Genomic DNA, 14,672 nt, shown 5'->3' with positions numbered 1-14,672 from the left:
AAGCACCCCGCCAGAACAGATGAATCGTGAAATTTTCTGAGTATTACTTCTGGAGCCAGAGTTAATACTTTTTCTGAAGACTCCACCAGAACAGATGAATCGTGAAATTTTCTGAGTATTACTTCTGGAGCCAGAGTTAATACTTTTTCTGAAGACTCCGCTAGAACAGATGAATCGTCAAAAATTTCGACTATTACTTCTGGAGCTAGAGTTAATACATTTTCTGAAGACTCCGCTAGAACAGATGAATCGTCAAAAATTTCGACTATTACTTCTGGAGCTAGAGTTAATACATTTTCTGAAGTACCCCGCCAGAGCCAGAGGAGATGAATAGTAAAAAAATATCGTTATTCTTTGATTAAGTCAGTGCTCGACTAGAATTAAAGATTGCAATCAATGCCACACCTACATCTGCAAATACTGCTTCCCAAATATTTGCCAACCCGAATATCCCCAACAAAATAAACAAACTTTTCACTCCCAAAGCAAAACCAATATTCTGCCAAACAATACGACGAGTTTTCCTGCCAACTTTTATTGCTTCGGCAACCTTAGAAGGAGCATCCGTCATAATAACAACATCTGCAGTTTCAATTGCCGCATCGGAACCCATACTACCCATCGCCATACCAACATCAGCGCGAGTAATAACCGGAGCATCATTAATTCCATCTCCAACAAAAGCAACTTTTCCATTATTTTGATGGAGTAATTTTTCAATGGTAGTAACTTTATCTTCTGGCAATAATTCCGCTTGATAATCATCTAAACCCAGATTTTTTGCCACACGTTGAGCAACAGTTTGATTATCTCCAGTTAACATTACAGTTTTTTCCACACCCAAATTTTTCAAAGATTTAATTGCCTGAGCAGCATCTAATTTAATTTGGTCAGAAATTGTAATATAACCAACATATTTACTATCGACTGCTAAATGAACTGCCGTATCTCCAACATCACAAATATCGTGTTGAATATCTTCTAAATGTAATAGGCGATCGCCTCCGGCAATAACTGTTTTATTCCCAACCTTTGCCTTAATTCCACATCCGGCAATTTCTTGATATTCTGAGACATCAGAATTATCTATTTTGTTGGAATTATATTTAGAAACTGCTTGAGCAATAGGATGATTTGATAAAGATTCAACTTTGGCTGCCACTTCCATTAATTCTGGTTTAGTCAAGCCATTTTTGGTCACAATGTCTGTCACCTGAAGTTTACCTTCTGTTAAAGTTCCAGTTTTATCAAAAACCACAGTTTTAATAGCAGCTAAATCATCTAAAAATGTCGAACCTTTGACTAAAATTCCTCGTTTTGCAGCTCCACCAACTCCACCGAAGTAACCCAAAGGAATACTAATTACTAATCCACAAGGACAGGAAACTACTAATACAATTAATGCTCGATTTATCCAATCTGCATGAGTCGCACCAGAGATAAATAGAGGAGGCAAAAGAGCGATCGTCAAAGAAATAAAGACAACCACTGGAGTATAGTATTTGGCAAAAGTTGTCATAAATCTTTCGGTTTTAGATTTCTTAGTTTTAGCAGTTTCAACTAATTCTAAAATTCGAGCAATTGATGACTCGCTAAAAGGTTTAGTAACGCGAATTGTTAATAATCCCGTTTGATTAACCATTCCTGCTAATATTGTTTGCCCAACTGTGAAAAATTTAGGTATTGATTCTCCAGTTAAAGCCGAAGTATCAACTTGAGAATTGCCAGAGACAATTTCACCATCTAAGGGAATTTTTTCTCCTGGTTTAACTACTATTTCACTGCCAACTTCTACTATTTCTGGAGATACTTTTTCCAGAGAATCATCAATTTTTAAATTTGCATAATCGGGGCGAACTTCTAATAATGACTTGATAGAATTACGGGAACGTTTGACAGAATATTCCTGAAATGTTTCTCCAATTTGATAAAACAACATTACTGCCACTGCCTCCGGTAATTTATCAATAGCGATCGCTGCTAATGTTGCCACAGTCATTAAAAAATTTTCATCAAATATTCTGCCTTTCAAAATATTTTACCCAGCGCTGGAAAGTACCCTCCATCCACTATATATATAGATGGGAATAAACACTATATATTTTCCTATTCCATATACAGTATTTTGTAATTGTTGATAGAAAACTAGACCTAATATATAGATAATTGCGACTGGAAGTAAAGGTAAAATTTCCTGTTTTAAAGTTGAATATTGGGTAGGTTGATTAGTATGATTATGATTTTCTTCATGGTGACAGCTACAACAATGAGAATGATTATGATTACCCATTTTTTTGTTCCTCAAGTCATATGATTTTTACGATAAATATTATAATCACTGGAGAGTAAAAAGTTCTTCTAAAAAAAGACTTGCTTTCAAGACTGAAAGTATTACTGGAAAAGTCTTACAGCATCTACAGGTCTGGATGGAGAGTTTCTAAGCATGAGTTGCTGAAAGCCTTAGCTAGAATAGTTATTCTAAAGAACTTCCCACTGTCTAGTTATAATCAATTACATTCAAAATTAACGTATATAGCAATCCTATTTCATTTGTAATATTTTGGTGGTAGTTAGGAATCAGAAGTCATAAATCAGGTAGGGGAGCTGTCGGATTGGCGACGTACAGAATTTACTCATGTTTTCAGTGCTAGATAACTAAAGCTTTATTCCGTAGGGAAGTTGGATGCAACGTCCCTAACATTTCTAACAAACATTTATTACGCTTAGTATTAGAGCATTCTCGCTCCTCTCAAATTTAGTCCGTGCTGCGCATTTAACTTCGCGCCTTCTGACTTCTAACTCCTATTCCTTCGGTAATATAGATTTTGGCAACATTCCATGTACTCCCTTTTGAGGATTATTTACAACTTGAGTAATATGAAAATTCACTGCAAGAGAACACAAAATATAAGCATCTTCAGCACTCAACCCAAAAAATTTTTCTAACCAACTAATCATTTGTTTTAAAGCTAATTCAAAAGCAGCATCTAAAGTCTTGCCAAATCCAAAAGAAATAATATCAGTAGAAGTTTCTGCCATAGGAAAACTTATTTGTAAATCTTTTCTCAATTTAATCTGAATAGTACCATTCATTGAAGTTTCAATCGCTGTTACATTTATCTCTCCATCTCCCTGCGCAGAATGACCATCCCCAATAGAAAATAAACCCCCCGGCACAAAAACAGGTAAAAATATTCGCGAACCAACTTGCAATTCTCGACAATCAATATTACCTCCATAACTACCAGGAGGAATAGAAGAACGCCGAGTATGTTCTGTCGCAACTCCCAAAATTCCAAAGAATGGTTGAAGAGGAATTTTTATCCCGCTATTAGGAGGAAACTCTGCAAATTTTTTCTCTAAATCTAATCGAATAAAATTTAGTTTTGCTTCCGTAAATTCTTCCGGTAATGCTCCCCAACCCCGACGAATAGAATTAAATCCCATCCCTAAACTAGGGTAAATATTTTCCAGAATAATTTCTAATACATCTCCCGGTTGAGCATCATTAATATATATCGGTCCGGTTAATAAATGAGGACCAAGACCGACTTTTTTTTCTGCTGGTAAATTATGACAAATTTCCAGAAATTCTGGAGTAAAAAAATCTTCAGGTGCTTGGTCATAAAGATAATAACCCGTATAAGTTTCTACATCGACACGATCGCCAGAATTAATTATTAATGCTGGTTCCAATTGATGTGAGAATCCTCCTAAATGAACAGTTTTACAGTTAGCTTTTAAAATGTGATGACTCATTTTATTTGATTTTAATATTTATCTATAAGTAGGGAACAGGGAATAGGGAACAGGGAACAGGGAATAGGGAATAGGGAATAGAGAATAGGGAATAGGGAATAGGGAATAGGGAACAGGGAACAGTTGGAAAAACATTTTCACTGTCTAAGATTTATCATCAGTCTATGCTTAACCAATTCTTTCTTAGCTAAAATAGTGTTTCTCAAGTTACTGAAGTACATTTGTTTTTCTCTATTCCCCATTCCTTACTTCCTATTTTATTTAACTTTAAGATTCACCTATAGTGTTTCTCAAGTTACTCAGGTACAGTTGTTTTTCTTCTTTTCTATTCCCTACTCCCTATTCCCTATTTATAAGATATACTGACTTCAATTAAAAAATTTCAAATTTCAATAAGTTTAAGTAAAATGATGCAAACTATAACTAAACCTAATCAAAATTTTAAACAGCTACAACCGGGAATTGCTATTGGTGTTCCTTCAGAAAAAGATTTGATTTCTACCAGAAATGAACACCTAATTATTATTGTAGGTTTAACAGGAGTAGGTAAAACTACAATGATGAATACATTAACTAAATCAGGGTTAAATTTTACCCTACTTCCCAATCGACGCACTCTGACAACAGAATTAATTATTCCTTATATTGCAGCTATAAATGGAAATAAAATTGAAACAATTTGTCGTCTAGAGCGGTTTAAATATACTCGTCAATATCAAAAACAATTTCCTAGCGGTATGGGTAATATTTTGACTCAATTACAAATTAATTCTCATACAATTAATTATCCACTAATTTTCGATTTTTTAAGGGGGCAAAATGAAGTTAATTATGGTGCTAAAACTTTGAAAAAAGCAAAATTTGTGCTCTTATCTGCTCCATTATCAGTACGTTTAAAACGACTTTTTACTCGATATTATGCTTTCAAAAAATCACAAAATATTCAGAATATTCAGTAGTTGATCGACAAAAAAATATGAGTTTTTCTGCTTTAGGTATACCTGAAGCTTCTAGTTTATTTACCTTTGCTGAAGCACAAGAAATTTTCACTGGAATTAAAACAGGAATCTACCAACATACAGAAGTTAGTCAAAGACTAAAAATCCTGGTTGAAGAGAATATAAACTACGATTCGGAGGCAACAAAAATCGCTTTACAGGCGATCGCTCCTCAGCAGACTTTACTTTTAGACACTACTAAGTTTACACCTCAACAAATAGCTCAAAAGTTATTAAATATATTAGATATAGGTAATACCAATGTGATAAATGTTTGCTACAAATAGCTAGGGGAGTTTTTAGGAGTAAACCCACCCCTAACCCTTCCCAGGAGGGGAACTCAGAACTCAGGAGTCAGAATGAATAGCTTCAATACCATTTCTCAGTTTATAACCCATATTATGATCTCACTTGACAGTTACCAAACACCATAAGTAATTCTACTTAATTAAACAGATGAATTTCCTGTAACTTGTTATAAGACAATTTGAAGTGCGGAATGTGGGATATAATAGACCTGCTTTAACTATTTTTACTTATTCCTTCTATTTGTGAGTTTAAGTTTGTCATTAAAAATTCCTGAGAGCTGCTTTAACTATTTTTACTTATTCCTTATTCCTTGTATTTGTGGTATTTGTGAATTAAAATTTTTCATCAAAGATTGCTAAATTCAAAAATAACTTAAAATATCTTAAACTATTTTAATATGTAGCATTTTATTGAAAATAAATTGTAATTAATCATACTAACAATCATCCCTATAATATGTTTATCTAAAAATTATGGAATTATACCTAAACTAAAAAAATGTTATTAAGTAAACTAGCGATAGTTGATTCTACTCTCCGAGAAGGAGAACAATTTTTTAAGTCAAATTTTTCTACAGGAGATAAAGTTGAAATTGCTAGAGGACTCGATCAATTTGGAGTAGAATATATTGAAGTAACATCTCCAACTGTTTCCCCTCAATCTTATCAAGATTGTAAAAACTTAGCTCAGTTAGGTTTGCAAGCTAAAGTTCTCACCCATATTCGCTGCCATCTTGAAGATGCAAAAATCGCCCTAGATACAGGTGTAGATGGTATTAATCTATTTATGGGTACATCTAAACTTTTACGTCAATTTGGTCATGGTAAAAGTATTGATGAGATTATTGATATAGCTACAGAAGTTATTACTTTTATTCATCAACAAAATCCCCAAATAGAATTGCGTTTTTCCACAGAAGATTCTTTTCGTAGTTCCCTATCAGATTTACTGCGAGTTTATTTAGCAATTAATAAATTAGGAATTGTCAATCGTTTTGGGGTGGCTGATACAGTAGGTATAGCCACTCCCCATCAAGTTTATCAATTAATTCAAGAGATGAGACAATGCTTTTCTGAAGATATAGAATTTCACGGTCATAATGATACAGGTTGTGCTATTGCTAATAGTTTTGCTGCTTTTGAAGCAGGAGTAACTCATATTGATACAAGTGTTTTAGGCATTGGTGAACGTAATGGTATTACTCCTTTAGCTGGATTAATTGCTCGTCTTTATACCCTTGATCCAGAAACTTTAAATCGAAAATATTCTCTATCTTATCTTCATAAATTAAATCAATTAGTAGCGGAAAAAATAGGAGTTTCTATTCCCTTCGATCATTGTATTATTGGGGAAGCTGCTTTTAATCATAAAGCTGGAGTTCATACTAAAGCAATTCTGAATAATTCTAGAACTTATGAACCAATAAATCCCAGTGATTTTGATTTGAATCGGTCAATTTTAATTAATCACAAACTAACAGGCAAAAATGGTATTGCACATCGCGCTCATCAACTAGGTCTAAATCTAGAAAGTTTTCAGATTCAAGCTATTACTCAGACAATTAAAAATTTAGCAGACAGGGAAAAAGTTACATTAGAAAATGTCGATGAAATTTTATTTTCGTACCACCAAAATATTGGTTAAATTTTTTGGGTGAATATTTTGGGTGAATATAATTACCAAACTTGTAGCACTTTACAAGAGATTCAAGTAAATTACTCAACTTAAAATCCCTCTTTTTCATGCTAATTCACTTAAATAAAATCGCTAATAATTTCACGCTAATTGTGTAAAATAATTACCTGAAATAATTTTAGAATAGTATCTTGACGGTATTGATTGAAAGTTTTCAGGCAATACTATCTTACCTTTGATTATTATGAAACGGTATAAGGTAGATTTAGGAGAATTGCTTTTTACTACTGATGAAAGAGAATAGCTATACCTAAAGTATTAACAGACTCCTTTGTTCCCATAGAATAAAAACACCACTGAAAATCACAAAAGTAATTACTAACTGACGGAATAGTTGAGGACTAATTTTTTCTAATACTAAATGACCCAACCAATTTCCCGGAAAAGCAGCTATTCCTATGAGTATCCCATATCCCAAATAAGACAAAGTTAAATTACCAAAAATTGCATAAGTGATTGCCTTAACAATATGAACTACTATCCGGTTAACTGCTTGAGTACCTAATAATTCTTCTTTTTCTAAACCATAATTTAGGTAAAATGGTGCAAGTAAAGGTCCCATACTACCAATAATCCCTGACAAAAATGAATAAATAAAACCTACAGGCAGAAAATACTATGCACGAACAGTAAAAGATTTTTCTTGATTCTTAAGAATTAAATTTATCCCAGAGATAAATAGAAATAATCCTACGAAAAAACTCAGCCATCTCACGGGAATTTGGGTCAACAGAAAAGCCCCTAAACAACCACCAATAATAGCACCAGGTAGTTCCCAACAAATAACTGTCCAATTAATTTTTTGTCGATCAGCAACAGCACGTTCGGCGTTACCAAGAATTGCTCCAGTTGTAATAATTGGTGGGATGGCTATAGTTCCCAAAAAAACCAACTATTGGGATTAAGAGAAATGAACTACCCCCACCTGCTAGGGTACTGACAAACCATCCCAAAATACTTGCTAATGTTAACCACACATAGGTCATATTATTTTATAACTTATAATTTTTTACTGCAATTTTTTCAGCTTGATTTTGGGATTTTAAATTTCCCAGAGCAGCTAAAATTAAATAATATTCTCCAGAATCTACCGATAGAAACATTGAGTCAATTTAAGTATTTGGGGATAAATAAACGTTAAAACGAAAAATCATAAAATAAAGCCATCAAGCACTTTTTAAAAGGATTTCAATGTTTTGAATCTTCGTCGCTATTTTACGGATAATTAAACCCACCTACTTAGTAGTTTCTATAGAACAAATTATCAACAGCATTAATCAAGGAAAAACTTGATTAACCTTCCTCTTTCAGAAAGTAGCTATTCATAATATAATCCTTCTATTGGCACACCATCTTCATGTTTATTTTCCTTGGATTTTCCTGGTAATTAATTGCCATCAACACCGATACGATTAACTGGAATTTTTTCTTTTTCTGCACCAACTCGTAACAAGACTAGAGGTTCATCTCCACAACTTTGAAAGTTGTAAAAACTACCTCTGGTGTGATAAAAATATTAATTTTTTGCTCTGCATAACTTAAAATTTACCTATTACTATAAATTTTTTTTAAAATAGTAAATTTTGACACAAAAACTAGATTATCTCAGCAAATTTTAACATTACTACTAACCCAATAATCCGATTGTATATTAATACAATCTAAACCAAATCAAACATCAGACATTTCCCAACGCTATTATGACAAATGTTGTCTGCAATACACATAAAAATGGTTCCAGATTCCCTCGCAAGAGAAATAATACTCACCCATCCCCGGCAAACTCTAGGAAGTATTCATCTAGAGTGGATACCCCAACCTGGTAACTATTTAGAATTTCAGGCGTTGCATATTTACGGGATGAATTGTAGGTTTGGAGAAAGAGGAAGTACAAGAAGGATTACCTTTTCTGCAAAGATTCATCCCTTGATTCAGCAATGCCGAATTTCAAGACAAAACCTATACTGTTTTGGAACGTCGCCATCGGTATCAATTAAAATCAGGTCGCTACAAACTCTATAAAATTGTTATCTATGTCCAATCAGTCTCACAACCTCCAGACCGAACTTTGGTAAATGGACGTTTGATAATAGGTGATATAACCTGTCACTATAATGCTCACTCAGAATTAATTCGTTGTGCAGTAAATCCAGAAGGTCTATGCGATCGCTGCCCTTATTATCAAAGTTAAGTTACGAAGTCAGAAGCAGAAAGGGTGAATAATTTCTCCCCCACTCCCCTACTCCCCCACTCCCCCACTCTCCTACTCTCCTACTCCCCCACTCCCCCAATAACTTCTCCTACTGCCAAACGAGTACCATTAGCCAAATCCCAACCAGAAACCGCCTTCTTCCCAGCCAACTGTACCTGCCACAACAACAACCAACCAGCACCAGTTTGCACCACAGGTCCTAAACCCTTAATTACTTTGACAACCTCCCCGATATTTCCAACAACCTCAGATTCAGAAGACCAAACCTTTTCCAACTTCTGTAATTCCGGAGGCAATTCCGACCAATATTCAGCTCCTACAGGCATAGTCGCCATTACCTTCAAAGACTGACTCCTAAAACTGGTAAAGCAATTAGGAAAAAATCCTCTGACTTGGTTGTGAATATCCAAAGCGCTCCTCGACCAATCAATTTGATAATCAGAATTTTGAATCAGTGGAGCGTAAGTTGCCAGAGAATTATCTTGAGGAATAGGTTCAATTTCTCTTTTCTCCAACTTCCACAAAGTTTCCAGTAATAAATCTGCCCCATCCTTTGCCAAAATTTCTGCTATGGATACAGCATTATCCAACAAACCAATAGGAGTCACACTCTTCAACAACATTGGACCAGTATCCATTCCCACATCCATCAACATCGTAGTATTTCCCGTTTTCATCTCGCCATGATAAATAGACCACTGAATAGGAGCAGCACCACGATATTTTGGCAAAATCGAACCATGAACATTCACACAACCCAACTTTGGCATATCCAAAATTTCAGAAGATAAGATTTGTCCATAAGCAACTACGACAAATACATCCGCTTGTGTTTGTCTTAATAAATTGAGAGTTTCAGCATTTTTTTTAACTCGGCGCGGTTGCCAGACAGGGATATTATGAGCAACTGCCAGTGACTTAACAGGAGATGGAATGAGTTTATTGCCTCGCCCGCGTCTTTTATCGGGTTGGGTGACAACTGCAACAACTTCAATTTCTGGGTGAGCTAATAATTTTTCTAGAGTAGCAACAGCAAATAGAGGTGTGCCAAAAAATATTATTTTCATAGGAATAAGGAATTAAGGAATTAAGGAAAGTTATAGATAAGTCTAGTATAATTATGATTGGTAACTTATTCCTAAAAACTAAGACATTGTAGTAATGCTCAGAGAGATAATAAGTTTCAATCCCCTGAGAATAATAAGATTGCTTCCTGCCACTCCCTTCCAGTAGCAATAATACAATATGAGGCGTTGGTAATTGATGGGATGATTTATTTTTTGTGGTAGCGCCCCGTACCTAACCCGGTTAATCATTAGACATCTCCAGAAAAGAAGGAACACTTAACTAGGAACAGGGAACACTTAACCCACCCCTAACCCCTCCTGGGAGGGGAGTAATTGATAATTTATGGATAATAATTGATTTTATTTTTGATTTTCACGCCTATGTCTATTGGGGGATTCTCCCTACAAATTTCATTCTGTGATTTACCAACCCCAAATTTATAATATGATTTTCAGACCTATTTACCCTTTAACTGACGTGGAAAAAGCTGCTTTCTAATACCAATTCACTTTAAAGATGTCACAAATAGTTTCAAACTTTAAATGTCAAATAATTGCCTCAAACCTTTCTCTTGTAAAAGTTTTTAGCCGATCCAATCTAACTTCAGAATTCTGAATTCGCCCATTCAGAATTCTGTGAAATGGTATAACTCCTGAGGACTGAGGACTGAGGAGTGAGGACTGTAAAATCATACTTTTATTTACAAACGCCCAATATTATAGTGCTATATATAAGAACTCGTCTAAAAATAACCTGAACAGTTTTTTTATGGAAGCTAGATTTTACAATTCATTTGAGATGAAATTTGTACAACCTATTTTTATATTGCTCCTAAGTAATATTTAAGGTAAAAAATATCATGTCTGTAGTCATTAGACATCTACAGAAAATAAACAAGCCTTTTCTTTAACCATTGGATAGGGTTGTAAAAGTCACCAAGTAAATCATTTTTCGTACCTTTTTTCTAAAAATATCTTCCATTTTGATTCTTTCATTTTGCCTTCTGGAGTCGGTCCAGCTAAAAATATATATCTTTTCCATGCCTATGTTTATTAACATAACTCCTTTCCTGAATATTCAAAAATTATCGTTTTCTTCCTTCTTCCTTCTTCACCTCTTCCTTCTGAATATGTACCTGAGACATTTACATTTACGACAGTTTCGGAACTACCGAGACCAGAAAGTTAAATTTGATGCTGCCAAAACAATTTTGGTAGGAGATAATGCTCAAGGAAAATCTAATCTACTAGAGTCAGTAGAATTACTTTCTACTCTTAAGTCTCACCGAGCAAATCGCGATCGCGATTTAATCCTAGATGGTAAACCAGCAGGTCAAATTCAAGCATCTTTAGAAAGACAACTGGGAAATATCGATCTAACTTTAACTCTGCGGAGTCAAGGTAGACGTACTGTAGCAGTTAACGGTGAAACTTTACGTCGCCATTTAGACTTTTTAAGCATTCTGAATGTGGTTCAGTTTTCTAGTCTAGATTTAGATTTGGTTAGAGGTGGACCGGAAGTTCGTCGTCATTGGTTAGACCGACTGTTGGTGCAACTCGAACCTGTATACGCTCACATTCTCCAACAGTATAATCAAATTCTCCGTCAGCGAAATGCTTTGTTAAAGAAAATCCGCCAGCAAAAGATAGCAGCAGAAAGTCTTGGTTCGCTACATTCTATTCCTGCTCAAGAGTTAGCTTTGTGGGATGCTCAGTTGGCAACTACTGGAGCGCGAGTAATTCGGCGACGACAGCGACTTTTGCAGAGATTGGCACCTTTGGCCACTGAATGGCATCGTGCTATTAGTGGCAGTAAGGAAATTTTACAAATGGAATATTTAGCAAATGTAACTGTTGATAGTAAAGAGTTAATTATTCACGATAGTTTGGAGGGAGTGCGTCAGACTTTTTTAGAGAAAATCAAAGCACGGGCGATCGCCGAACAATATCAAGGTACTACAGTGGTAGGTCCTCATAGAGATGATGTAACTTTTAGTATTAATGATACTCCTGCGCGACAATATGGTTCTCAGGGTCAACAGCGCACTTTAGTATTAGCTTTGAAGTTAGCTGAATTGCAACTTATTGAGCAGGTGGTACAGGAACCCCCTTTGTTGTTGTTAGATGACGTTTTGGCTGAATTAGATTTGCATCGACAAAATCAATTGTTAGAAGCAATTACTAATCGTTTTCAAACTTTGATTACTACTACTCATTTGGGATGTTTTGATGGTCAGTGGTTACAGGATACTCAAATTCTTTCGGTACAGTCGGGGAAGATTAGTGATTTCTTTGATTTTTAGGGAATAGGGAGTAGGGAAGAGAGTGTGGGGAGTGTGGAGAGTGTGGGGAGATGGGGAGTTCATTAATGGATAATGGATAATCGATAATTGATAATTACCTCGGGTTTTAACCGTACGGGAATTGAATATAAGGAATATTGTCTTTGTTTTCCCCTTGAAAGGGGAGGCTTTTAACCTAAACTGTTTAATTATTTAATTATTTAATTATTTAATTATTAATTATCCGGTAAAGTATCTTTTTCAGGTGGTGGCATGGTAATTGTAGAGAGAGTGTGAGAAGTTTGGGAAAAAATTAAAAAATATGGTGTTGCTGAAACACGGTATGATTTGATAATTTGGGATTGTTTGAACTACTTATTAATATTAACTGTCCCCTATTCCCTATTCCCTATTCCTTATTAGACATCTGGTGAAAATTAAAAATCAAATCAATTCTCATCCAGAAATTATCAATTACTCCCCTCCCAGGAGGGGTTAGGGGTGGGTTAAGTGTTCCCTGTTAAGTGTTCCTTGTTCCCTCTTTTCCGGAGATGTCTATTACCTATAAACTTACTTTCATACCTTAATTCAGTAATGCCAAAAATATATATCTTCTACTATTACGATACAGGATAACTCTTTTTCAAATTCATCTCTAACCCTTCTGCCTTACCTTCATTTGACAAAAAAGAAAAACTGTAGTAATGAAAATTTTCTTAGTATAGCACTAGGCTGATTGGTTAGGACATTGGTAAATCCTGTTTGTGAAGGATTTCCGCACCGAAAACTCAGTCAGAAGTAACTTTTGCCTTTTGATTTTTGCCTTTTGCCTTCCGCGTAGCGGTATAACTATACTAAAATTCCAAGTTAAGCTAAACTATCAAATAATCAATAACAAATCAGATACCATACTAAAAAAGTTCCATGAAACGTTTTATTTCTCGTTTATTAGCCTTAGTTTTAGTTTGTGCTATAGGTTTGATGGGTTGTTCTAATAATCCCCCAACTTTAAGTGGAAATTATTCGGAAGATACATTAAGCTTAATCAATAGCTTAAGAACAGCTATTGAGTTACCAGAAAATACAGAAACTAAGAGTGAAGCTCAAGCAATAGCACGTCAAACAATTAATGACTATGCCTCTCGCTATCGTCGTGATAATTCTGTTGCTAATCTACCATCATTTACCACAATGCGAACTGCTCTGAATTCTTTAGCAGGACATTATAGTTCTTATCCAAATCGCCCTGTGCCTGAGAAATTGAAGAAACGTTTAGAACAAGAGTTTAGACAAGTAGAACTTGCTTTAAAGCGTGGGGTATAATTTTTATTTAGAAGTAAGAGAAAATTCAAAATCTTTATTTTCTATCTCACAATTAGTTATTTTTATATTCACCAGAGAAAAGATTTTTCAACTGCTCTGAGAATATATGCAAATAACAAAAAAGTAATTTATGAATTAACAGGTTAGTTTTGACTAAGTACCTGGACATAAATAAATACCACTGTGTTAAGAAGGATTAATAAAGCCGAAACCCGCAAACTGTTAAATTTTTCCAGTAATCGCTGTTTCCTAGCTCCACAGTTAAGTTTAACTTTGTCTGACTACTTATCTAAACGTTGCTTGAAGACCAGCGCTCTCCATCTCCCCTTTTGTTCCCCCCTTTGAAAGGGGGTTAGTGGGGATGGATGAAAAGCAATCAATGTTGCGGTTTTCCCAAAGCGTGTGCTATAGTAGTTGTTAAATTAAGGCTGCTGGGCTAGCAGTGTCAGCGCCAGTCTCTCATGGGGGAGACCCCCAATATCGCGCTAACAAGTCTTTAGGAGTGTACCTTTATACTGGAAAGAGGCTCGACTTAGAGGTTGGTGCATTGTTTCGCTTTCCTAGGTCATGCTAACGCAAACGCGACATGAAAAGCGTATCTTCTCTGCAAGAGGCAGCAGAAAGCCCTAAGAGCGCGATGGTTAGGAATCCCGCGCTGTCTCTTAGAGCAGCGTCGGGAGGATGTCAAAACTTAACTGCCTCAACATTTGAATACAAAAAAACTAGACCTAAATTAAACAGATTTTGCATAAAAATCTAAAGTGATATCTATATTGCTCCCCTCTAGTTGAACTAACCATAGACTATGAAAAGATAGTTATTTTAATTATGGCTGTTCAACTAGATTTTATTTGTCTTATCCTAAGTAAGGCTTTTTTGGGTTGCGCTGCTGCTTTTTCCTAACGGAATGCTAGCGCAAACATATCGCGCAGCTTTTCATGTCGGCGACTGCTGAAAACCAAACTTACACTATTATAGAACCCATTTGATAGCTATATAATTATGGTAGTCAAGTCTTTTCGCGCAT

General features: G+C 35.2%; 10 protein-coding genes and 1 pseudogene. 6 read left to right on the top strand and 5 right to left on the bottom strand.

What is annotated here, in order from left to right:
* Positions 1 to 358: 358 nt before the first annotated feature.
* The 3 genes from ACP6PM_RS26720 to ACP6PM_RS26710 all read right to left on the bottom strand — a co-directional run bounded on the left by ACP6PM_RS26720 (position 359) and on the right by ACP6PM_RS26710 (position 3,759).
* Positions 359 to 2,032 (bottom strand): heavy metal translocating P-type ATPase, encoded by a 1,674-nt coding sequence (locus tag ACP6PM_RS26720; protein ID WP_426589934.1) that lies wholly within the window; start codon positions 2,030 to 2,032, stop codon positions 359 to 361.
* Positions 2,033 to 2,038: 6 nt separating this feature from the next.
* Positions 2,039 to 2,290 (bottom strand): hypothetical protein, encoded by a 252-nt coding sequence (locus tag ACP6PM_RS26715; RefSeq protein WP_426589933.1) that lies wholly within the window; start codon positions 2,288 to 2,290, stop codon positions 2,039 to 2,041.
* A 512-nt stretch (positions 2,291 to 2,802) separates the two neighbouring features.
* The gene (locus tag ACP6PM_RS26710) at positions 2,803 to 3,759 is read right to left on the bottom strand and encodes an acetamidase/formamidase family protein (protein ID WP_426589932.1); all 957 of its coding nucleotides are present in this window, start codon (positions 3,757 to 3,759) and stop codon (positions 2,803 to 2,805) included.
* Between the two features lie 407 nt (positions 3,760 to 4,166).
* On the opposite strand from ACP6PM_RS26710, the gene ACP6PM_RS26705 reads away from it, so the two are divergent.
* From ACP6PM_RS26705 to lysS, 3 genes are all read left to right on the top strand, one after another.
* The gene (locus ACP6PM_RS26705) at positions 4,167 to 4,718 is read left to right on the top strand and encodes a DEAD/DEAH box helicase family protein (RefSeq protein ID WP_426589931.1); all 552 of its coding nucleotides are present in this window, start codon (positions 4,167 to 4,169) and stop codon (positions 4,716 to 4,718) included.
* A 17-nt stretch (positions 4,719 to 4,735) separates the two neighbouring features.
* Positions 4,736 to 5,044, top strand: a complete 309-nt coding sequence (locus ACP6PM_RS26700) for a hypothetical protein (protein ID WP_426589930.1) — start codon at positions 4,736 to 4,738, stop codon at positions 5,042 to 5,044.
* Positions 5,045 to 5,564: 520 nt separating this feature from the next.
* The gene (gene lysS, locus ACP6PM_RS26695; RefSeq protein ID WP_426589929.1) at positions 5,565 to 6,710 is read left to right on the top strand and encodes a homocitrate synthase; all 1,146 of its coding nucleotides are present in this window, start codon (positions 5,565 to 5,567) and stop codon (positions 6,708 to 6,710) included.
* A 301-nt stretch (positions 6,711 to 7,011) separates the two neighbouring features.
* Here lysS and ACP6PM_RS26690 read toward each other — a convergent pair.
* Positions 7,012 to 7,644 (bottom strand): annotated as a pseudogene (locus tag ACP6PM_RS26690) (sulfite exporter TauE/SafE family protein).
* Positions 7,645 to 8,730: 1,086 nt separating this feature from the next.
* Here ACP6PM_RS26690 and ACP6PM_RS26685 point away from each other — a divergent pair.
* Positions 8,731 to 8,952, top strand: coding sequence for a DUF6464 family protein (locus tag ACP6PM_RS26685; protein ID WP_426589928.1), 222 nt, complete (start codon positions 8,731 to 8,733; stop codon positions 8,950 to 8,952).
* Between the two features lie 80 nt (positions 8,953 to 9,032).
* On the opposite strand, the gene fmt is transcribed toward ACP6PM_RS26685, so the two are convergent.
* Positions 9,033 to 10,040, bottom strand: a complete 1,008-nt coding sequence (fmt, locus tag ACP6PM_RS26680; RefSeq protein WP_426589927.1) for a methionyl-tRNA formyltransferase — start codon at positions 10,038 to 10,040, stop codon at positions 9,033 to 9,035.
* A 1,130-nt stretch (positions 10,041 to 11,170) separates the two neighbouring features.
* Here fmt and recF point away from each other — a divergent pair.
* Together recF and psb27 are read left to right on the top strand one after the other, a co-directional pair.
* Positions 11,171 to 12,343 (top strand): DNA replication/repair protein RecF, encoded by a 1,173-nt coding sequence (gene recF / locus ACP6PM_RS26675; protein ID WP_426589926.1) that lies wholly within the window; start codon positions 11,171 to 11,173, stop codon positions 12,341 to 12,343.
* 903 nt (positions 12,344 to 13,246) lie between these two features.
* Positions 13,247 to 13,645, top strand: a complete 399-nt coding sequence (gene psb27, locus ACP6PM_RS26670) for a photosystem II protein Psb27 (protein WP_426589925.1) — start codon at positions 13,247 to 13,249, stop codon at positions 13,643 to 13,645.
* Positions 13,646 to 14,672: the final 1,027 nt, after the last annotated feature.

Origin of the sequence: Dapis brunnea BLCC-M229, from assembly GCF_050015995.1 — a bacterium.
In the GTDB taxonomy this organism is placed as follows: domain Bacteria; phylum Cyanobacteriota; class Cyanobacteriia; order Cyanobacteriales; family Microcoleaceae; genus Trichodesmium.
Note: the sequence above shows the minus strand (reverse complement) of the source record. Positions and strands in the feature narration are given on the sequence as shown.